This window comes from Neglectibacter caecimuris, from assembly GCF_034335015.1.
Lineage (GTDB): Bacteria > Bacillota > Clostridia > Oscillospirales > Acutalibacteraceae > Acutalibacter > Acutalibacter caecimuris_A.
Genome location: NZ_JAWXXK010000004.1, coordinates 446,545 through 465,529, shown reverse-complemented (window position 1 = coordinate 465,529; position 18,985 = coordinate 446,545). Strand labels below are relative to the sequence as shown.

Genomic DNA, 18,985 nt, shown 5'->3' with positions numbered 1-18,985 from the left:
TATTTCCCGGTACTGCCCCGGTGTTTTCCGGGTTTGTTACAAATATACACTCTTTTACAGAAAATTTCAAGGAGGACTTTTGTCATGATTTTGAAGGAAATTGCAGAGCTGCTGGAAAGTGGCAAGTCTAAGGCTACAAAAGAGCTGGTACAGAAGGCTATTGACGAGGGTGTAGATCCTCAGGACATTTTGAAAGAAGGCCTGCTGGGCGGTATGAGCTCCATTGGCGAAAAATTTAAGAAGAACGAGGTGTTTGTTCCCGAGGTTCTGATGGCGGCCCGCGCCATGAACCAGAGCATCGAGCTGCTGAAGCCCCTGCTGGCTGAGGCCGGTGTGGAGTCTGTTGGTAAGGTGTGTATCGGCACGGTACAGGGCGACCTGCACGATATCGGTAAAAACCTGGTAAAGATGATGCTGGAGGGCAAGGGCTTTGAGGTGATCGACCTGGGTACCGATGTAGCTCCTGAAACCTTTGTCAATGCCGCAATCGAGAATAACTGCGATATCATCTGCTGCTCCGCTCTTCTGACCACCACCATGCACGTGATGGAAGACGTGGTAAAGGCCGCGGAGGCCGCTGGGATCCATGACCGCGTAAAGATCATGATCGGCGGCGCTCCCGTCAACGAGGAGTTCTGCAAGCAGATCGGCGCCGACGGCTACACGGTAGACGCTGCCAGCGCTGCGGATATGGCCCTTACGTTCGTACAGTAAGCACGGGAGGGGCGCGAATGAATATCAGTAAATTTCTCTGGGACGCCGCAAAGGCGGAGCCCCGGCAAGGGCTGCCGATTCTGTCTTTCCCCGCGGCGCAAAAGTTGGGGGTAGACGTGGAGCAGCTGGTAAAAACCTCTGAGCTTCAGGCAAAGGCCATGGAGGTCATTGCGAAGGAAACAGATATTTTGACGGCCATTGGCCTGATGGATCTTTCCGTAGAAGCGGAAGCCTTCGGAGCGGAAGTAAAATTCTCCAAAAACGAGATCCCCGCTATTGTGGGGCAGCTTGTTTCCGATGAAAAGGAAGCCGAGGCTTTGCAGATCCCCTCTCTGGAGGCCGGGCGCATCGGCGTTTGCGTAGAGGGAATTCGTCAGGCGAAGGAGCGCATCACCGATAAGCCCCTGCTTGCGGGCACCATCGGTCCGTTCTCTCTGGCGGGCCGTCTGATGGATGTGACGGAGATCATGTATATCTGCTATGACGAACCGGAAACGGTGCATATCGTTCTGGAGAAGGCCACGGAGTTTCTGATCCAGTACGGTGCCGCTATGAAGGCGGCGGGGGCGGACGGCATTATGATGGCGGAGCCCCTTGCCGGTATTCTGAATCCCGAAATGGCGGAGGAATTCTCCGTGCCCTATGTCAAGCGCATTATTGACGCTTTGCAGGACGAGAATTTCGGTATTGTCTATCACAACTGCGGCAATGCCGTGCCGAGAATGCTGGATAGTATTTTCTCTCAGAACGCCGTGGCGTATCATTTCGGAAACGCGGTCAAGATGGACGAGATCCTGGCAGCGGCGCCGGCAGACGCTCTGTGCATGGGAAATGTGGATCCCGCTTCTCAGTTCGCGCAGGGTACGCCAGAGTCAATACGTGCCGCCACGAAGGAACTGCTGGAGAAGTGTGGGAAATACAAAAATTTCATTCCTTCTTCCGGCTGCGATATTCCCGCTCATTCCAGTTGGGATACTATCAACGCTTTCTTTGAAGCTTTGAAAGACTGATTTCTCGGAAACCGCATTAGATGAAGCACGTCTTTCATTTGATGCGGTTTTCTTTTTGAAAATTGACCGGAGAATGATTTTATGTTGAATTCTCTAAGGAGTGAGATACGATGGATCTGGAAAAACTGGTTGAAATGATTCTTGCCGAGGGTGCTGCCAAGGCGACTGTGATCCCCGGCAGCAAGATTGTGACCTCCCGTGCCTTCCGGGACGTCTGCGCGGAGAATACCTGCGGAAATTACGGGCGCTGCTGGATGTGTCCTCCGGATACCGGAGATATTGACGAGCTGATCGAAACCGTCAAAAAATACCCTCAAGGGCTGCTGTACCAGACAATTTCTGAACTGGAGGACAGCTTTGATATTGAGGGAATGCAGGAAGCAGGAAATCTTCACGCGAAGATCAGCCGCAAGGTGGAAAAGGCCTTAAAGCCCCTGCTGCCTGAAGGATATCTCCACCTGATCAACGGCGGCTGTCATTATTGTAAAGTCTGCGCCAAAAAAGAGGGGAAGCCCTGTGTTTCCCCTGAAAACGCGATGCCGTCTTTGGAGGGCTACGGCGTCGATGTGTACAATACTACGAAGGATACCGATTTGAAATACATCAATGGGCAGGACACCGTGACCTTTTTCAGCATGATCCTGCTTCCGGAGGAGAACGATGTTTGAACTGACGATTTGGAAAAATGGAAACGCCCATAAAATCCCTTTTGAAAGGGCGGCTCTGTTGGACGATATTTTGGAGAAGGCCGGTTTTTCCCTGCCGCACCCCTGCGGCGGTCACGGCAACTGCGGCAAATGCGCCGTAGAGCTTTCCGGCGCTGTTTCTGAGCCCAATGAGCAGGAAAAAAAAGCAGGGAAGCGGTTATCCTGTCAGGCGGTCATTCTGGGAGATGCTTCCGTGTTCCTGCCCAATGGCGGCAGAGCCATGGATATTGAAACGGAAACGGGCGTACAAAGCGTTTCCCTGCGGCCCATGCCGGGAACCTATGGAGCGGCGGTAGATATCGGTACTACCACCATCGTGCTGAAGGTGTTTGATTTGAAAACAGGCCAGTGCATTGGCACGGCGGCGGCGCTAAATCCGCAAACCTCAGAAGCAGCCGATGTTATGGGCCGTATCGAGGCCGCGATGGGGGGGAAACTTTCTCAGCTGCAGGCTCAGGTCACCGAGTGTGTGGAAGCCTTAATGCGGCAGGCCGTTTCAGAAGAAAAACAGCCGGACGTTTTGGCAATTACAGGCAACACAACCATGCTTTACCTGCTCTGCGGGATCGATCCGGAGAGCCTCTCCCACGCACCCTTCCTGGCGGAAACCCTGTTTGATACAGAAGCGGATTTTTCCGGTCGAAAAGCTTATTTACCGCCCTGCATGAATGCTTTTGTGGGGGCGGACATCACCTGCGCCGTGCTGGCTTCCGGTATGTGTCAGAAAGCGGAAACCTCTCTTCTTTGTGATATTGGAACCAACGGCGAAATTGCCTTGTGGAAAGACGGCGTTTTGTATGTGACCTCCACCGCCGCCGGCCCTGCCTTTGAAGGGGCCGGGATCTCCTGCGGCTGCGGCAGCATCAGCGGGGCTATTGACCGGGTTTGGCTGGAGGAGGGGAAGCTGCGGATCCATACGATCCACGAGGCGAAAGCGGTGGGGATCTGTGGTTCCGGGCTGATCGACGCCATTGCCGCGGGCCTGAAAAACGGAGAGATCGATGAGACCGGCGCCTTGGAGGACGATACCCTTTCCCTGACGGAGGGGGTCGCCATAGAGCAAAAGGATATCCGTTCTGTCCAGCTTGCCAAGGCGGCCATTGCCGCGGGCATTGAAACCCTTCTGGAAACGGCGGGGACAACGGTGGAAGAGATTGGAACGCTGTACATCACCGGCGGTTTCGGCAGCCATTTGAATGTGGAAAGCGCCGTGGAGATCGGTCTGCTTCCCAAGGGGATAGAAGATCGAACCAGAGTTTTGGGAAACGCGGCCCTTGCCGGCGTGTCCCGGGTGCTGCTGGATCAAAGGGAAAAGCAGGAGCTCAGCCGGATCGCCGGGCTTTCCAAACATGTAAACCTTGGCGGCAATGCCGTGTTTAACGAAAAATACGTCAACAACATGTTTTTGGGGAATGATTTTTAAGCACTGCCGTTTTGGAGCCATATGGCAGTAAATTTTGCCTCCGCGTATCTGCTTTTAAGAAAGCTCTCGGTAGACATTTTTTGTCAATAGGACTATACTGGAAGCATAGAAAAAATTCAGAAGTCTCGCCGGATAAAAATCAAAAAAAGCTTGACTGTAAACCTGCTTGATACTGTATTTTGGTATCAGGAAAGTCATTTTGGGGGTGCTTTTTATGACGATCAAAGAAATAGAAGAGCTTTCCGGCATGACCAGAGCAAATATCCGTTTTTACGAGGCGGAGGGACTGCTTTCTCCCGCAAGGGAAGAAAACGGTTATCGGGACTATTCGGAAGAAAATCTTGCGATATTGAAGCGGATCAAGCTTCTCCGAAGCCTGCATATCCCCTTGGAAGAAATCAAGGCAATTCAAAGCGGTGCAGTGAATTTGACAACGGTCTTGAACCGGCAGCTGGCGCAGCTTACCGCGGATCGGGAAAGCTTGGAAAAGGCTTGGGAGATCTGCCGGGAAATGCGGGACGAAGGCGTACTGTATGAAACACTGGACGCCCAGAAATATCTGGATTCCATGGATCAAAACGGCATGCAGGCCGCGCCGGAGCTTCTTTCCGATCAGGCTCCAAGGGCCTGGGTGCCCTGGCGGCGTTTTTTCGCCAGAATGTTCGATCTGGCATTTTATGCCTGCCTTTGGACTATCTTTTTGCTGCTGGTATGTCATATTCAGGCCACAGACCGATCCGGCGCGGAGAATCTTTTGGATTTTGCGGCCGGGCTTCTTCTCATGCTGTTTCTGGAGCCGTTGTTTCTTTCTTTGCTTCGAACAACGCCGGGAAAATGGATCTTCGGCCTTCGGGTGATGGATAACGATGGGCGCAGGCTGACCTACCGCAAGGCGCTGGCCAGAACCTGGGGCGTGCTTGTGAAAACCGGCTTTCAGCTTCCGATTTATTCCTGGATCCGTATGCTGCAATGCTACCGTATCTACGATAAGCTGGGAACGCTCTCCTGGGAATACGATTCCGAGGAAACAGTTCGGGATACGAAAAACTGGCGCTGTTTCGCAATGACGGGCGCTTACCTGCTGCTGTTTTTCGCGCTCTTCCTTTCCGTGCTTCGGGCAGAGCTGCCAAAGCACAGGGGAGAGCTTACCGTTGCGGAATTTTGTGAAAATTACGATCGTTACCTATGGTACTATTACGGCGATACCCGTTACACGCTGGACAGCGCCGGGAACTGGATCGAAGCGCGGGAGCCCGGCGTTTACACAATTACGATAGGGGAAAGCCAGGAAATGCCGCAATTTTCTTTTGTGGAAAAAGAGGGGCGGATCACGGAGGTCACCCTGAAGAGCCGCACTGTAATACCGATCAAGGACGAGAAAAGCCTTTTGTTCTATGCCAATCAAGAGGAGATCATGCTTTCCGCCATGTCCTTTACGCTGGCCCAAGACGGGGTGGATTGGACAAAAAAAGAGCTGAAAGACCTTGCGGAACAGCTGGAAGCCCCCTTTGCTGACTTTTCCCTGGAGCTTTACGGCGTACAGCTTTCCTGCCATTACGCGTTTTCCGGCTGTGCTCAGGAATATGATACCGTCTTTTCCCCAAAGCAGGGAGCGGAAATAGCGGAATGCGAGTTTTTGTTTACTATGAAAAAGACTGATTGAAGCCGTGGTTATTTCTTGAAGAATCTGTGTTTCTTTTGTTTGGAGTGCGGGGATATCGGAAAAGGGTACTAGCCTATTTACAACCGGGTGGCTTGACGTTTATAATAGTTGTAAATTTTGGCAGGGAGTGATCGCCATGACCGAAAAACTGATTGAAACGTCAAAACGCTTTTGGAAAGCGATGGAGCAGTCCGATGTTGCTGTGATGGAGGAGATCGCCCACAAGGATTGCTGTTTTGTGCACATCGGCGTAACATGTGGGCTGGAAGAGGAAATGAGATGCTTTACCGATCAGATTTTCCAGCCTACTGAGATCGTACTGCACAGCCAGGCTCCCAAGCTATGGGGAGACGCCGGTATCGTGATCACCGATTGCGATTACGGTCTGCTGTTAGGCGGTAAACCGACTACCCATCATTTTGCCGTTACGGAGGTCTACACGAAGGACGGCAACGATTGGAAGCTGGTGCAGTTTTCCTTTACCGCGTTGGTGTATTGAGTATGTATAATCCGCAGCTGGAAACCTTTCTTCAGGCGGCAGACGCCGGAAGCTTCAATAAAGCCGCCGAGCAGCTTTTCATCACGCCCACGGCGGTGATCAAGCAGATCAACCTCTTGGAAAGCGCCCTTGACGTGCAGTTATTTCACCGCACTCACCGGGGCCTGCAGCTGACAAAGGCTGGTGTTTCTCTTTACAAGGACGCAAAATATGTGATCCAGTATTGTAAGGACTCTGTCAGCCGGGCAAAAAACGCCATGCAGGGTGATACCGATGTGATCCGCATCGGCTCTTCTCCCATGACTCCCGCCCAGGCACTGGTAGAGCTTTGGCCCGCCATTCACGCCCAAAGCCCGGAAATCAAGTTCCAAATCGTCCCTTTTGACAACACCGAAGAGAATGCCCGGGAGATCCTTAGAAATCTGGGGCAGAATATTGACATAGTGGCAGGAATTTTTGATGAGACCATGCTGAACCTTCGCAGCTGCTCCGGGTTTGAGCTTTCCAGAGAACCTCTGTGCTGCGCTGTATCCATTCACCACCCGCTGGCGCAGAAAACAAAGCTGACGGCGGAGGATCTGCACGGCGAGAACTTCCTGCTCATGCGGCGGAATTGGAGCAAATACGTGGACGAGCTTCGGGACGATCTGTGGAAAAATCACCCGGAGGTGAATATTGTGGATTTCGATTTTTACAATGTAGATGTGTTTAATCGCTGCGAAAACAGCAACGATGTGCTGATGGCCATTCCCATGTGGGCAAACGTTCACCCGCTTTTGAAGGTCATTCCCGTAGAGTGGGAGCATTCCATTCCCTATGGGCTGCTTCATTCACCGGAGCCATCGCCTCTGGTACAAAAATTCCTGGCGGCGATCCGGAAAGCAAAACGGTCATAACCAAAAGGTAATAAGCTGGTAACAAATCGAGACTTCTTTTGAGGTCTCGATTTTGTTATGCTTCCTTCTGAAAAAAAGCAAGGAGATGAATTTTATGAAGCAGTTGGCTGTAACAGCGGTTTCGCTCGTGCTGGCAGCAGTGGCCGCGTTGGCGCATATCGGAGAGGCGATTGTAAGCTTTACGGATATTCCGCCTGCCGCCTGGTATACGCAGGCAGTGGGATATGTGCAGAACGAGGGCCTGATGCTTGGCACCGGAGATCGAAAATTTTCTCCGAACAGCACCATGACGCGGGCAATGCTTATCACGGTTTTGTACAGACACGCGGGAAGCCCGGAGCCTGCCGCCGCATCGGGATTCAACGATGTAGTGAAAAATTCTTATTATGAAAAAGCTGTCAGCTGGGCTGCGGAAACAGGCGTGACCGCCGGTGTAGGGAACGGGAAATTTGGCGTGAACGATCCCGTTACCCGGGAACAGCTTGCCACCTTTTTGTGGCGCAGGGCAGGCTGCCCGGCTGTCGATAACGCGGTTCAGATTTTTCACGACGCGGATCAAATTTCCGAATTTGCCTTTACCGCCATTCATTGGGCAAGAGAACAGCGCATTGCTTCGGGAAAAGGAAACGACCACTTTGATCCCAAGGGAACGGCAACCAGAGCGGAAGCAGCGGTAATGCTGAAAAACTGGTTAATGCCTTCTTCCGGCCCGGCGGACTCACCGGAAGCGGCTGCTCCGGTAGAAGTCACTTTTGGCAGGGAAACGATTCGCGGATTTCAATTTGACAATGTCTATCATTCCGAAACAGAGGGGGAAATCCATTTTGGAATGTATGTGCCGGAACACTATGACGGTACCAAACCCTATGCGCTTTTTGTCACGCTGCCGGGCTATGGGGGACTGTATTTTCAGGGCGTAGGAGCAAACCTGCGCTGGGAGGATTTCGGGGTTGAAGCTCAAAAATACAATTCCGAGATGATCGTCATAGCGCCGCAGCTGCATGATTGGGGGAATACCAGTGCCCGACAGGCCTTGGCATTGATCCATTTCATTTTGGAGCATTATAATATCGACAGAGATCAGGTCTATCTGGAGGGATATTCCGGCGGCGGTGAAACAGGTTCGCTGGTAATGGAGTCAGAACCGGAATTGTTTTCCGCCTTTCTGATGGTAAGCTCTCAGTGGGACGGCGACCTGGCTCCGGTGGCGGCGGCGCGAACTCCCGTGTATCTTGCGACCGGTAGAGAGGATTCCTATTACGGATCTTCTTCGATCCGGCAGGCATATTCCCGGCTGTGCGGGCTGTATCGGGAAATGGGCCTGCAAGAAGCGGAAATTGACCGTTTGGTGGTGCTGGACTTAAAAGAACAGAGCTATTTTGACGAACGCGGCGTTCAGGATCAGCATGCCGGCGGCGGTCTCTTTGCCCATGACGAGGCAATTATGGGTTGGCTGTTTGCGCGGCGGAAGACCGAAACGGACGGGAATACCGTATTTACCGCCGCGGCCGACCCCAAAAACCAGCAGGTGCTTTATTTGTGGGAAGAGGGAAACGCGCCCGCTGTTACAAATTATACAGTAAACAATGGAGGGTACTTTGACGACCCGGAGTTTCGCCCCACCGTTACTACTTTTCCCGTACCGGAGGGCACCCCTGTGAAAGGCGCTGTGCTGATTTGCGCGGGTGGAGCGTTTCAATTCCGCAGCGACCAAATGGAGGGTACGCCGGTGGCCCGGGAGTTGAGCGGGCTGGGGTATCAAAGCTTTGTTGTTGACTACCGTCTGCGGCCCTACACTCAGGAAGAAGGAGCTCTGGACTTGGCCCGCGCTGTAAGGTTTGTCCGAAAAAACGCAAAAATTTATGGGATTGACGAAAAAGACATCGGCGTAATGGGATTTTCCGCCGGAGGAATTCTGGCAGGAGAGATGGTGCTGAATTACAGGGGCAATGTCAGCCCTGCGCAGCTCGATCGAGCCTATCACCCTGACTCTCTGGACGCCGTTTCTGCCGATGCGGGGGCGGTGGGAATGATTTATTCGTTTTATGGCAGGCTGAGTGTAGCTTCTACCGATGTAGAAAAATTTCGGCGATCCAGTTTGCCGCCCACTTATTTTTGCTATGGAACGCGGGATCCTTTTTACGGGCAGTTCGAGGATTGCGTGGAAGCCTTGCGGCAAGCGGAGGTGCAGGTGGAAACAGATGTTTTGCAGGATCGTCCTCATGGCTACGGTTATACGCAGGGGTGGATCCCTGCCTACGCGCAGTGGCTGGAGAGGATTTTTGAGGCAAATTGAGTATAAACCCGGAGGTTATATCCAGTAAACGAACCGGAACTTCCCGTACCTTGAAAAACAGTTTATACTGAGTTCCAGAATCCAAAATAAGGAAAGGAAAATCTACCATGAAAAAGCTTTTATCCATTCTTCTGACAGTTGTATCGCTGTTGAGCTTGTCTATGCCCGCTCTCGCGGCAGCCGATTTTCACGATGTGGCTGATAACGCTTGGTATGCAGGCGATGTGAGCTATTGCAAAAACGCGGGCTTGATCAGTGGCACCTCCAATACGACCTTTTCTCCCAATGCTTCTGCTGACCGGGCTATGCTGGTTACGGTACTGCACCGCCAGGCGGGTGAGCCAGATCCGGTTTCCAAGTCCGGTTTCTCCGATGTGAGGGCAGGGAGCTATTATGAAGCCGCTGTAAATTGGGCAGCGGAAACCGGTGTAGCTTTTGGCGTTACCAATCTACGGTTCGCCCCTCATGCTTCTGTGACCCGGGAACAGGTTGCCGCTTTTTTGTGGCGCAGAGAGGGATCTCCAAATCCTGCAGATACAGCTCCGGCCTTTGCAGATGCCTCTGATATTTCCGCTTATGCTGTTCCGGCTGTAGAATGGGCAAGAGAGCAGGGAGTCATTTCAGGAAAGGGAAATAATCTTTTTGATCCTCAGGGCACAGCGACCCGTGCCGAACTGGCGGCTATGCTGCACCGCTGGCTCAGCAGCTCCGGGCAGAATACGCCCAGTGTTCCCAATGTGCCGGGCGTTCCTAACGAGCCGGAAACTCCCGGTACGCCTGAAGTGCCGGATCAGCCTGCCACAGGCAGCAAAACACTGGTAGTCTACTTTTCCGCCAGCAATAACACGGAGCGAGTAGCAGGCTATATTGCCGATGCGCTAAGCGCCGATACCTTTGAGCTTGTTCCCGAGGCCCCCTATACCTCCGCCGATCTGAGCTGGACAACTCCCGGGAGCCGGGTCAATCGGGAGCATGACAACGAGAATCTGCGCGATATTGCTTTGACCGCCGATACGGTAGAAAACTGGAAGGAATATGATACAATCTTTATCGGCTATCCCATCTGGTGGGGGATCGCCGCCTGGCCGGTGAACAATTTTATCAAAAATAACGATTTTACCGGAAAGACTGTCATTCCCTTCTGCACCTCTTCCAGCTCCGGCCTGGGACAGAGCGGACGGCTGCTTGCCGAAATGGCCGGAACAGGAGACTGGCAGGAAGGACAGCGCTTTTCAAGCGGAGCAAGCGAATCCACTGTAAAAGAATGGGTTGCCGGCTTAACTTAAAATAAGGAGATCCGCATGAACAATTTTATCTTTGAAAATAACACCAAAGTGATTTTTGGGAAAGGATGCGTGAAGGAATATCTGCCCTGCCTCTTAAAGTGTAACTGCGCTGCGGATACGGTTTTGCTGGCCTACGGCGGCGGGGCGATCAAATCAAACGGAATCTATGAAGAGATAAGGGAAGCTCTGGAAAAGTCTGGCAAGCAAATTGTGGAGTTTTCCGGCATCATGTCAAATCCCACCTATCAAAAAGTACAGGAGGGCGCAAGGTTTATTCGGGAAAGCGGCGCTGAATTGATTTTAGCGGTGGGCGGCGGCTCGGTGATCGACTGCTGCAAGGCGGTATCGTTGGCAGCCTCTTATGAGGGGGATATTTGGGAAAATTTCTGGGCTCGCCCCGGTGTGATAGATTTCCCGCTTGTGCCATTGATCGCGGTGGTGACCGCCGCCGGAACGGGCAGCGAAATGAACGGTGGGGCGGTCATTACAAACGAAGCGCTGAACCTGAAAACAGGCAGAGACTATCCCCAGTGCAACCCGAGGGTTTCCCTACTTGATCCCGTCTATACCTACTCAGTGCCGAAACGCCAGATGGTTTCCGGTGGGTTCGATACGCTTTCTCACCTGATGGAGACGTATTTCAGCGCCCCGGATGAGCCAAATGTTTCCGATGATATCATGGAAGCTCTGATGCGTGGCGTGATCCGTGATCTCAGAGCGGCTCTGAAAAATCCGAAGGATTATAACGCCAGAAGCAATTTGATGTGGGAAGCCGCCATGGCGGAAAACCGCATCATCAAGCTGGGAAAGAAATGTGATTTCGAGTGCCACCAGATGGAGCATCAGCTGGGAGCGTATACAAATTGTAACCACGGTGAGGGGCTGGCGGTTTTGCACCCGGTGTATTACCGGCATATCTGCGAAAGCGGCGCGGAGAAATTTGCCCGGTTCGCGGTGCAGATTTGGCAGATCGATCCGGAGGGAAAAACAGAAAAAGAATTAGCGTATGCCGGGGTAGAGCTGCTTGCTGATTTTATCAAAGAGCTCGGATTACCCACCACTTTGCGGGAGTTAGGGATAGATGAATCTACCGACCTGCGCGCGATCGCTGAAAGCTGTACTTGTGTGCCTAATGCCTACCAAGTTATGACCCATGAGGAAATTTTGGGAATTTTCCAGGAAGTCTATTGAAAAAATTTTCTAAAGCTTATCATTCAGAAAGGAAAAACCACAATGAAAAAAGTAATTGCGATGATTTTGGCCATTTCCATGCTCTTTGTTCTTGCCGCTTGCGGCAATCAGTCTGCCGGGAACAGCACGCCTGCTTCCAGCCAGCCGGTCAGTTCTGCCCCGGAAGCAGCTCCAACTCCTGAGCCCACGCCGGCGCCTACTCCTCAGGTAAGCTCCGTTCCTGTTTCTGAAGCAGATCCCACCCCTGCTCCTGCGGCCGATAAGATCCTGGTGGTAACCTACTCCGCCTCCGGACGCAGCGCCAGAGTGGGAGAGATCATAGCAAATACCCTGGGTGCGGACACCTTTGAACTGATCCCGGTGGAGCCCTACTCCGATGCGGATCTGGACTGGACTACCGATGGCAGCCGGGTCAATCTGGAGCATGATGATGAAAGCCTGCGGGATATCGCGCTCACAGCCGATACGGTGGAAAATTGGGACGAGTACGGCACGGTTTTTATCGGCTATCCCATCTGGTGGGGGATCGCCGCCTGGCCTGTGAATAATTTTGTAAAGAACAACGATTTCACCGGAAAGACTGTGATTCCCTTCTGCACCTCCTCTTCTTCCGGGCTTGGGCAGAGCGGCGCGCTGCTTGCCGAAATGGCGGGAACCGGAAATTGGCAGGAAGGACAGCGTTTCCAGAGCAGTGTGGACGAAAGCGAAGTCATTGGCTGGGTCAACAGCCTGGGCTTATAAATCGGAGGAAGCAGAATGAACAGACCTTATGTGGTGTGCCATATGCTGACTTCTCTGGACGGCAAGATCGACGGGACGTATATGAGCGATCCCGCCTGTGCCGCCGCAGGAAAAGCTTATGGAGAGCTGCGGAAAACTTTTGATTGTCAGGCCACCTTATACGGCACTACTACCATGGAAGGCAGCTACTCTGACGGCCTTGCCGGACAGCTTCCATGCGGCGAGACGGATTATGGCAGAGAAGACTTTATCGCTCCTAACAAGATACGCAATTTCATTGTATCACTTGATCCTCAAGGCATTCTTGGCTTCTCTTCCTGCACCATTGAAAAGAAAAGCCGCCCGAAGGCTCATGTGATAGAGGTGCTGACAGAGCAAGTCACTAACGACTATCTGGGCTATTTAAGAGCGCGGGGAATTTCCTATGTGTTTGCCGGGAAGAGCGTTATTGACTGCAAGCTGCTGCTGCAAAAGCTCTATGACCTGTTTGGCATTGAGCGATTAATGGTAGCGGGCGGCGGGATCACTAACTGGTCCTTTGTACAGGAGGAACTGCTGGACGAGCTGAGCATTCTGGTTGCGCCCGTTGCGGACGGCAGTACCGATGCGGTGACTATTTTTGAAAAAGCGGATTTCTTTTCTCCCCGCAGTCCGGCAGTGTTTTCCCTCAGTAAAGTGGAGGTCATTGAAAACAATACGCTCTGGCTTCGATATACGGCTGCAAAATAACCATAGAGAAAGAAAGGCTGGGATCAGTTCGATTCCGCCTAAACGATACACCGGAAAGTCAAATCAGACTTTTCGGTGTATCGCCTAGGTGAACACCTTTTGGTGTTCACTGATAAACCAAAGGGAACTTCCCTTTCAATGAGAGAAAAGATATACTATAAAACAGAGATAAGCATTATTGGAAGAGGAGTAAACAGCATGAATTACATCACCTTAAATAACGGCGTGAAAATTCCTCAAATCGCCTTAGGCGTGTTCCAGATCCCTGAAAACGAGGACACTAAAAAAGCATGCCTGTCCGCGTTTGAGCTGGGTTGTCGCCATATCGACACCGCCCATCACTATTTTAACGAAGCAGGAGTAGGCGCGGCTGTTCGGGAATGCGGCATTCCCAGAGAAGAGCTGTGGATCACCTCTAAAATCTGGCCGGACGAGTACAACGATGAAACCGCCATTGACAAAATGCTTCGGCGTTTTGGGCTGGACTATCTGGACCTGGTGATCCTTCACCAGCAGGTGGGCGACTACATCGCCGGGTATCAAAATCTGGAAAAGGCGTATAAGGCTGGCAAAGTTCGAGCTATCGGCGTTTCCAACATGGAATCCGACCGTTTGGAAAGGCTGTTGGAAGCGGCGGAGATCAAACCCCAGATCATTCAGGTGGAGGGGCACCCCTATTTTCAGCAGGCGGAGCTGAAGGAGCGGGTAAAAGCCTACGGTACTCGCATGGAGCATTGGTTTCCGCTGGGGCACGGCGATGCCAATTTGATCCAGGAGCCGGTTTTTACCGAGCTTGGCAGGAAATACGGCAAAACCAATGTGCAGATCATTCTCCGGTGGCATATTCAGGAGGGAAATATCCCACTGCCCCGGTCTGTCAGTCCGGAGCATCAAAAGCAGAATCTGGATATTTTTGATTTTTCATTGACCGATGGTGAAATGGAACAGATCCGCAAGCTGGATCAGGGTAAGCGGTATTGGACACTGACACTGGATCAGCAGGAAGAAAAATTCCTGGATATTAAATTGGCTGAATAATTTTACGGAGGTTTTTCAAAATGGAATTTGTAACATTGAACAACGGGATCAAAATGCCCATGCTGGGCTACGGTGTGTACCAAGTCACAAATGATGAGTGCGAGCGCTGCGTGCTGGACGCTCTGGACGCGGGCTACCGCTCCATCGACACGGCTCAGGCTTACGGCAATGAGGAAGCAGTGGGCAGAGCCATCAGGAACAGCGGCGTAAAGCGTGACGATATTTTCCTGACTACCAAGGTGTGGGTTTCAAACGGCGGTTATGAGAACGCCAAGAAATCCATTGAGGGCTCTCTCAAAAAGCTGGATACCGAGTACATCGACCTGCTGCTGATCCATCAGCCCTTTAATGATTATTACGGCACCTGGCGCGCTATGGAGGAGGCCTATAAAGAGGGGTGGCTCCGTGCCATTGGCGTGTCTAATTTCTATCCTGACCGTCTGGTAGACCTGTGCAGATTCGTGGAGGTCACTCCTGCCGTCAATCAGGTGGAGACCCATGTGTTCCAGCAGCAGAAGAAAGCCCACGAGTATATGGAAAAGTACGGCGTACAGCACGAAAGCTGGGGGCCCTTTGCCGAGGGCAGAAAGGATTTCTTTACGAATCCCGTTCTGACGGAAATCGGTGCGAAGTATGGCAAGTCCTCCGCCCAGGCCGCCCTGCGGTTCCTGATCCAGAGCAACGTAGTGGTGATCCCGAAATCCACCCACAAGGACAGAATGGCTCAGAACTTCAACGTGTTTGACTTTGCGCTGAGCGAACCCGATATGGAAGCGATCCGCAAGCTGGACGAAGGGGAGAGCCTGTTCTTCTCCCACTATGACCCGGCAACGGTGGAAATGATCACCGGCCTTCACCGCTGATTTTCCGGAAATCGTGTTTCGCCAGACTTCTTATTGCAGTTTCTTTGCCTGATTTTGGCTTCACAACGCAAATTCGGTGATATTTACCTGTTGACGGGAAAATCTCATGCCAGAAATGGATTTTGAATTGCGTTTTAAGCGCGTATGTGATAAAATAGTTGTAAATCCAAAATGAAAATTAATTTCCTTCTGTGAGGAGAGGCTTTTGTGGATACAGCAATCGCATATTTTTGTTTAGCGCTTAGTGTTTTGGGAATTTTTTACTGCCCTTATTGGATCAAGACCGCGCAAAGCGGAAAAGACGCAAGGACAGGCGTGTTCTGCCTGATCGCGTCGATCGTCATGTTTTTTATTGCGTTGTTCGTGATACTATAGACGGCGGCAAATATACTGAAGAAAAAAGACAAGGGAGAAATATCCTTATGAGTAGAAAAAATTTAGGTGTGCAGCCCGCACTGTATCCCCAGCCGGTTTTGATCCTGGGTACCTACGATCAGAATGGTAAGCCAAACGCTATGAATGCCGCCTGGGGCGGCATCTGCGGCGGCAATGAGGTAATGATAGACCTGGGCAGCCATCAGACCACCGACAACATCGCCGTGACAAAGGCTTTTACTGTGGCTTTTGCCGATGTGGAGCATATGGCGGCCTGCGACTATGTGGGAATCGTTTCCGCGAAAAATGAACCGAACAAAATGGAAAAAGCAGGCTTTACCACAACAAAAAGCGCCTTTGTAAACGCCCCTGTTATCAATGAGCTTCCTGTTTGTCTGGAATGCGAGCTCAAAGAGATCATAGACGGCGGCAAGTATATCGGCGTTATCAAAAATGTCAGCGCAGAGGAAAGTGTGCTGGACGAAAACGGCAAGGTGGATCTGAGCAAATTCCACCCCATCATTTTCGATGGAATGCAGGGAGCATACCATGAGTTTGGCAAAAAAGTGGGCAATGCTTTCAAGGACGGCGCGGCGCTGAAATAAGGCCATTTTTCCAGAATCATAAAATTTATTGTGAGTAAACCGTTTGGATCGCCTGCGCGATTTAAGCGGTTTTTTCTTTTTCATATTTTTGGTTGCTTTGCCGGGCATCTCGTGCTATTCTTGGGAAAGGTAGTTTGAAAGGGGATAGGCGTGTGGTAAGAGATATGACAAAGGGCAGCCCGGTGAAGCTGCTTTTGGCTTTTGCGGCTCCACTTTTGTTGGGCAACCTTTTTCAGCAGTTCTATTCTATCGTAGACGCCATGGTGCTGGGACGCGGCGTGGGAGTTAAGGCCCTGGCCGCGGCAGGGGCCACGGGTTCGATCCACTTTTTTGTATTTGGCTTTATCACAGGTTTTACCCATGGATATTCCATTTTGATTTCCCAGAAATTCGGCGCGGGCGACCCGGCCGGGGTACGTAAGGCAGTGGCAAATTCCGCTTATCTGGCAGTTCTGTCCTCTGTGATCGTCACCGCGCTCAGCCTGGTGTTTTCCCGGCTGCTGCTGGAAGCACTTCATACGCCAGAGGATATTTTTGAAGACGCCCTGCTCTATATTCGTATTATTTTTCTAGGTATTTCGGCCACGGTGTTTTACAATGTGCTGGCCGCGATCCTCCGGGCGCTGGGGGACAGCCTTTCGCCTCTGATCATTATAGTGATCAGTTCTGTAATTAACGTAGGACTGGATTTCCTTTTTGTGATGGTATTTCGTGGCGGCGTGGCGGGGGCGGCCTGGGCCACGGTGCTTGCGCAGTTGATTTCCGGCCTGCTGTGTCTGTTTGTCCTGCGGCGTATGGAGCTGATGGCTTTTCAGCCCGGGGAAGCCGCCCCGGATAAAAAGCTGATGAAGGAACTTTTGCGGCTGGGAGTTCCGGTAGGGCTGATGAATTCCGTGACGGCCATCGGGGGAATGCTCCTGCAGGGGATCATCAACGGATTTGGTTATACGGCAGTGGCGGCTTATACGGCTTCTTCCAAGATCGTAGGGCTGGTGGAGCAGCCAGGCAGTATCATCGGCCTGTCGCTTGGCACCTATGTTGGCCAGAATCTGGGAGCGGGCCGCATGGACCGGATCCGGACGGGGGTGCGCCGGGCGATCGTCATGTCCTTCGTCGTCAACGCTCTTCTCAGCTTTGTCCTGATCGTTTTCGGGCGGGAGATGATCATGGCTTTCGTTTCCGGTGTGGAAACAGACGTGATCGAAACGGCCTATCCCTATCTTTTTGTGGCCGGACTCATGGAATGGTCCCTGGGGCTTCTATTTGTCTATCGCTTTTCTCTGCAAAGCATGGGAGATACGGTAATGCCGCTGATTTCCGGCGCTTTGGAGCTTTTTCTCCGCGTTTCCGTGGTGCTGCTGCTTTCCCAGGTATTTCACATGGGTTTTTCTTCCGTCTATATCGCGGATGTTACCGCCTGGTTTGGAGCGGCACTGCTGCTTTGCGTGACCTATTATGTCCGGATCCACAGGGCTGAGGGAGCCACTGGATTATTTAAGAGGGAACAGAGCGATTCTCAGCCGGAGAAATGAGGTGTTCAGATGCTGTGTGCCGCCGCTTATTCGCCTTCCGGCCTTTCCAAAAAGGCAGAAGGCGTCCTTGGCCATGAGCTTGCATGGAGGCTGCTTTTTTATGGAATGGAGCGGGAATACGGGAGAAGCCGTTCTTCTCTGCAAATCGCGCATGGCCCGCACGGAAAGCCGTTTTTTTCAAATTGCTCTGTTAAATTCAGTGTTTCTCACTGTACAGGACTGGCCTGCTGTGTGTTCAGCGAGAAGGAGATCGGTGTAGACGCGGAGCGTGTTCGTCCGTATGACTTGAAGCTGGCCCGGCGGATCTGTACTCCGGCGGAGCTTACTTTTTTGGAGACGGCGCCGGAAAAAGGAACTGCTCTGATGACCCTGTGGACTCTGAAGGAAAGCATGATGAAGGCCACGGGAAAGGGGTTTCGCCTTGGCTTTCGAAACGCGGAATTTCTTTGGGAGCAGGGGAGGCTCCGTCCGGCCCAAAAAGAGCTTCAGTCAGTAAATTTTCAGCCCTTTTCCGATCTTCTGATCTCCGTTTGCGGTTTTGGATCGTTGCCGAAAAAGGTGGAGCTGCTGGAGGCGGAGCCGCTGTTTCAGGAGTTTTGATCCTTGTCATATCCGCGGCTTGTTCCTCATAAGTATTGAGCAGGAAAGGCAACCAGAAGCGGTTGTCACACAGAGAGGAACGGTGGAAGATGGTTTTATCGCTGAAAGCAAACAAAAAACGAATCGCGGCATTTCTCATTCTTGTGGTGGTCGTCGTCGGAGCCTGTTTTTTCCTGCGCGGCGGAAAGGACGAGACAAAGCAGAAGGAATTTCCCGGTGAGACCAATGAAGAACGGCTCGCCTTTTTGCAGAGTTTTGGCTGGCAGGTAGAGGAAACTCCCGCTGAGACCCGCGAGGTGATGATCCCCGCGCAGTTTAACGATGTTTACACCACCTATAATGTAATGCAGAAGGCCCAAGGGTTTGACCTGAAGCCCTATGCGGGAGAGGTCTGCACCCAGTACCGTTATAAAATCAATAACTACCCCAATGAGCCGGAGGTGTATGCCACGCTTTTGGTTTACGGCAAGCTGATCATCGGCGGAGATCTGGCCTGCGCCGAGGTAGACGGCTTTATGCACGGCTTTGCGGCAAACAGCGCCCGGTATGGGGAAACGGCGGAAAACGCTTCCTCAGCGCCTGTGCCGGAAAGCAGCGCTGTCACGAGCCTTCCTGCGGAAAGCGCTTCGGCGGAAAGCAGCCAGTCTATGTCCAGCACAGTCTCTTCGGTATCTTCAGCGGTAGCGGGAGACGCGGAGCTTTCTTCCGCAGCCACCTCCGCTCCGGAATCGGAAGCCCCGGCGGAATCCACTGCGGGAGAGGCCCAGCCAGACGATGGATATCCTACCGATTAAGCTGTCACCTGCCAAAAGGAACA

The 18,985-nt window shown here is 52.2% G+C and carries 18 protein-coding genes; all 18 read left to right on the top strand.

What is annotated here, in order from left to right:
• Window positions 1-84 precede the first annotated feature (84 nt).
• The 18 genes from U8T64_RS08540 (at window position 85) to U8T64_RS08455 (ending at window position 18,962) form a co-directional block, all read left to right on the top strand.
• Window positions 85-714, top strand: a complete 630-nt coding sequence (locus U8T64_RS08540; protein ID WP_322182830.1) for a corrinoid protein — start codon at window positions 85-87, stop codon at window positions 712-714.
• A 17-nt stretch (window positions 715-731) separates the two neighbouring features.
• A complete protein-coding gene (locus U8T64_RS08535; protein WP_322182828.1) occupies window positions 732-1,724 on the top strand; it encodes a uroporphyrinogen decarboxylase family protein in 993 nt (330 codons plus the stop codon).
• A gap of 110 nt (window positions 1,725-1,834) precedes the next feature.
• Complete coding sequence (locus tag U8T64_RS08530) at window positions 1,835-2,392, top strand: DUF2284 domain-containing protein (RefSeq protein ID WP_322182826.1); 558 nt, start codon at window positions 1,835-1,837, stop codon at window positions 2,390-2,392.
• Complete coding sequence (locus U8T64_RS08525; RefSeq protein WP_322182824.1) at window positions 2,385-3,854, top strand: ASKHA domain-containing protein; 1,470 nt, start codon at window positions 2,385-2,387, stop codon at window positions 3,852-3,854. The genes U8T64_RS08530 and U8T64_RS08525 overlap by 8 nt, the downstream gene beginning before the upstream one ends.
• Window positions 3,855-4,068: 214 nt before the next feature.
• Window positions 4,069-5,517: a MerR family transcriptional regulator gene (locus U8T64_RS08520; RefSeq protein ID WP_322182822.1), complete on the top strand. Its 1,449-nt coding sequence runs from the start codon at window positions 4,069-4,071 to the stop codon at window positions 5,515-5,517.
• A 136-nt stretch (window positions 5,518-5,653) separates the two neighbouring features.
• On the top strand, window positions 5,654-6,016 hold the full coding sequence (locus U8T64_RS08515) for a nuclear transport factor 2 family protein (RefSeq protein WP_322182821.1): 363 nt from the start codon (window positions 5,654-5,656) through the stop codon (window positions 6,014-6,016).
• A gap of 2 nt (window positions 6,017-6,018) precedes the next feature.
• Entirely contained in the window at window positions 6,019-6,912 is an 894-nt protein-coding gene (locus tag U8T64_RS08510) for a LysR family transcriptional regulator (protein WP_322183048.1), read from the top strand.
• Window positions 6,913-7,006: 94 nt separating this feature from the next.
• Window positions 7,007-9,208 (top strand): S-layer homology domain-containing protein, encoded by a 2,202-nt coding sequence (locus tag U8T64_RS08505; protein WP_322182819.1) that lies wholly within the window; start codon window positions 7,007-7,009, stop codon window positions 9,206-9,208.
• Between the two features lie 107 nt (window positions 9,209-9,315).
• The gene (locus tag U8T64_RS08500; RefSeq protein WP_322182817.1) at window positions 9,316-10,494 is read left to right on the top strand and encodes a flavodoxin; all 1,179 of its coding nucleotides are present in this window, start codon (window positions 9,316-9,318) and stop codon (window positions 10,492-10,494) included.
• Between the two features lie 15 nt (window positions 10,495-10,509).
• Window positions 10,510-11,685, top strand: coding sequence for an iron-containing alcohol dehydrogenase (locus tag U8T64_RS08495; protein ID WP_322182816.1), 1,176 nt, complete (start codon window positions 10,510-10,512; stop codon window positions 11,683-11,685).
• Between the two features lie 42 nt (window positions 11,686-11,727).
• Window positions 11,728-12,426 (top strand): flavodoxin, encoded by a 699-nt coding sequence (locus tag U8T64_RS08490; protein ID WP_322182814.1) that lies wholly within the window; start codon window positions 11,728-11,730, stop codon window positions 12,424-12,426.
• Between the two features lie 15 nt (window positions 12,427-12,441).
• Window positions 12,442-13,155 carry a dihydrofolate reductase family protein gene (locus tag U8T64_RS08485; protein ID WP_322182812.1) on the top strand — a complete coding sequence of 238 codons (714 nt, stop codon included), beginning with the start codon at window positions 12,442-12,444 and terminating at the stop codon, window positions 13,153-13,155.
• A 198-nt stretch (window positions 13,156-13,353) separates the two neighbouring features.
• Window positions 13,354-14,193 (top strand): aldo/keto reductase, encoded by an 840-nt coding sequence (locus tag U8T64_RS08480; protein ID WP_322182810.1) that lies wholly within the window; start codon window positions 13,354-13,356, stop codon window positions 14,191-14,193.
• A 20-nt stretch (window positions 14,194-14,213) separates the two neighbouring features.
• Window positions 14,214-15,056: an aldo/keto reductase gene (locus U8T64_RS08475; protein WP_322182808.1), complete on the top strand. Its 843-nt coding sequence runs from the start codon at window positions 14,214-14,216 to the stop codon at window positions 15,054-15,056.
• Between the two features lie 422 nt (window positions 15,057-15,478).
• A complete protein-coding gene (locus tag U8T64_RS08470; protein ID WP_322182806.1) occupies window positions 15,479-16,036 on the top strand; it encodes a flavin reductase family protein in 558 nt (185 codons plus the stop codon).
• A 152-nt stretch (window positions 16,037-16,188) separates the two neighbouring features.
• On the top strand, window positions 16,189-17,568 hold the full coding sequence (locus U8T64_RS08465; protein ID WP_322182804.1) for an MATE family efflux transporter: 1,380 nt from the start codon (window positions 16,189-16,191) through the stop codon (window positions 17,566-17,568).
• Between the two features lie 9 nt (window positions 17,569-17,577).
• Window positions 17,578-18,168 (top strand): 4'-phosphopantetheinyl transferase family protein, encoded by a 591-nt coding sequence (locus U8T64_RS08460; protein WP_322182803.1) that lies wholly within the window; start codon window positions 17,578-17,580, stop codon window positions 18,166-18,168.
• A gap of 89 nt (window positions 18,169-18,257) precedes the next feature.
• Window positions 18,258-18,962, top strand: coding sequence for a DUF4830 domain-containing protein (locus U8T64_RS08455; protein WP_322182801.1), 705 nt, complete (start codon window positions 18,258-18,260; stop codon window positions 18,960-18,962).
• The last annotated feature ends 23 nt before the right edge of the window (window positions 18,963-18,985 follow it).

What these genes read in the sequence shown, in the direction of transcription:
- U8T64_RS08540 (WP_322182830.1), top strand. Translation starts at nt 85, where the DNA reads ATGATTTTGAAGGAAATTGCAGAGCTGCTGGAAAGTGGCAAGTCTAAG.
- U8T64_RS08535 (WP_322182828.1), top strand. Translation starts at nt 732, where the DNA reads ATGAATATCAGTAAATTTCTCTGGGACGCCGCAAAGGCGGAGCCCCGG.
- U8T64_RS08530 (WP_322182826.1), top strand. Translation starts at nt 1,835, where the DNA reads ATGGATCTGGAAAAACTGGTTGAAATGATTCTTGCCGAGGGTGCTGCC.
- U8T64_RS08525 (WP_322182824.1), top strand. Translation starts at nt 2,385, where the DNA reads ATGTTTGAACTGACGATTTGGAAAAATGGAAACGCCCATAAAATCCCT.
- U8T64_RS08520 (WP_322182822.1), top strand. Translation starts at nt 4,069, where the DNA reads ATGACGATCAAAGAAATAGAAGAGCTTTCCGGCATGACCAGAGCAAAT.
- U8T64_RS08515 (WP_322182821.1), top strand. Translation starts at nt 5,654, where the DNA reads ATGACCGAAAAACTGATTGAAACGTCAAAACGCTTTTGGAAAGCGATG.
- U8T64_RS08510 (WP_322183048.1), top strand. Translation starts at nt 6,019, where the DNA reads ATGTATAATCCGCAGCTGGAAACCTTTCTTCAGGCGGCAGACGCCGGA.
- U8T64_RS08505 (WP_322182819.1), top strand. Translation starts at nt 7,007, where the DNA reads ATGAAGCAGTTGGCTGTAACAGCGGTTTCGCTCGTGCTGGCAGCAGTG.
- U8T64_RS08500 (WP_322182817.1), top strand. Translation starts at nt 9,316, where the DNA reads ATGAAAAAGCTTTTATCCATTCTTCTGACAGTTGTATCGCTGTTGAGC.
- U8T64_RS08495 (WP_322182816.1), top strand. Translation starts at nt 10,510, where the DNA reads ATGAACAATTTTATCTTTGAAAATAACACCAAAGTGATTTTTGGGAAA.
- U8T64_RS08490 (WP_322182814.1), top strand. Translation starts at nt 11,728, where the DNA reads ATGAAAAAAGTAATTGCGATGATTTTGGCCATTTCCATGCTCTTTGTT.
- U8T64_RS08485 (WP_322182812.1), top strand. Translation starts at nt 12,442, where the DNA reads ATGAACAGACCTTATGTGGTGTGCCATATGCTGACTTCTCTGGACGGC.
- U8T64_RS08480 (WP_322182810.1), top strand. Translation starts at nt 13,354, where the DNA reads ATGAATTACATCACCTTAAATAACGGCGTGAAAATTCCTCAAATCGCC.
- U8T64_RS08475 (WP_322182808.1), top strand. Translation starts at nt 14,214, where the DNA reads ATGGAATTTGTAACATTGAACAACGGGATCAAAATGCCCATGCTGGGC.
- U8T64_RS08470 (WP_322182806.1), top strand. Translation starts at nt 15,479, where the DNA reads ATGAGTAGAAAAAATTTAGGTGTGCAGCCCGCACTGTATCCCCAGCCG.
- U8T64_RS08460 (WP_322182803.1), top strand. Translation starts at nt 17,578, where the DNA reads ATGCTGTGTGCCGCCGCTTATTCGCCTTCCGGCCTTTCCAAAAAGGCA.
- U8T64_RS08455 (WP_322182801.1), top strand. Translation starts at nt 18,258, where the DNA reads ATGGTTTTATCGCTGAAAGCAAACAAAAAACGAATCGCGGCATTTCTC.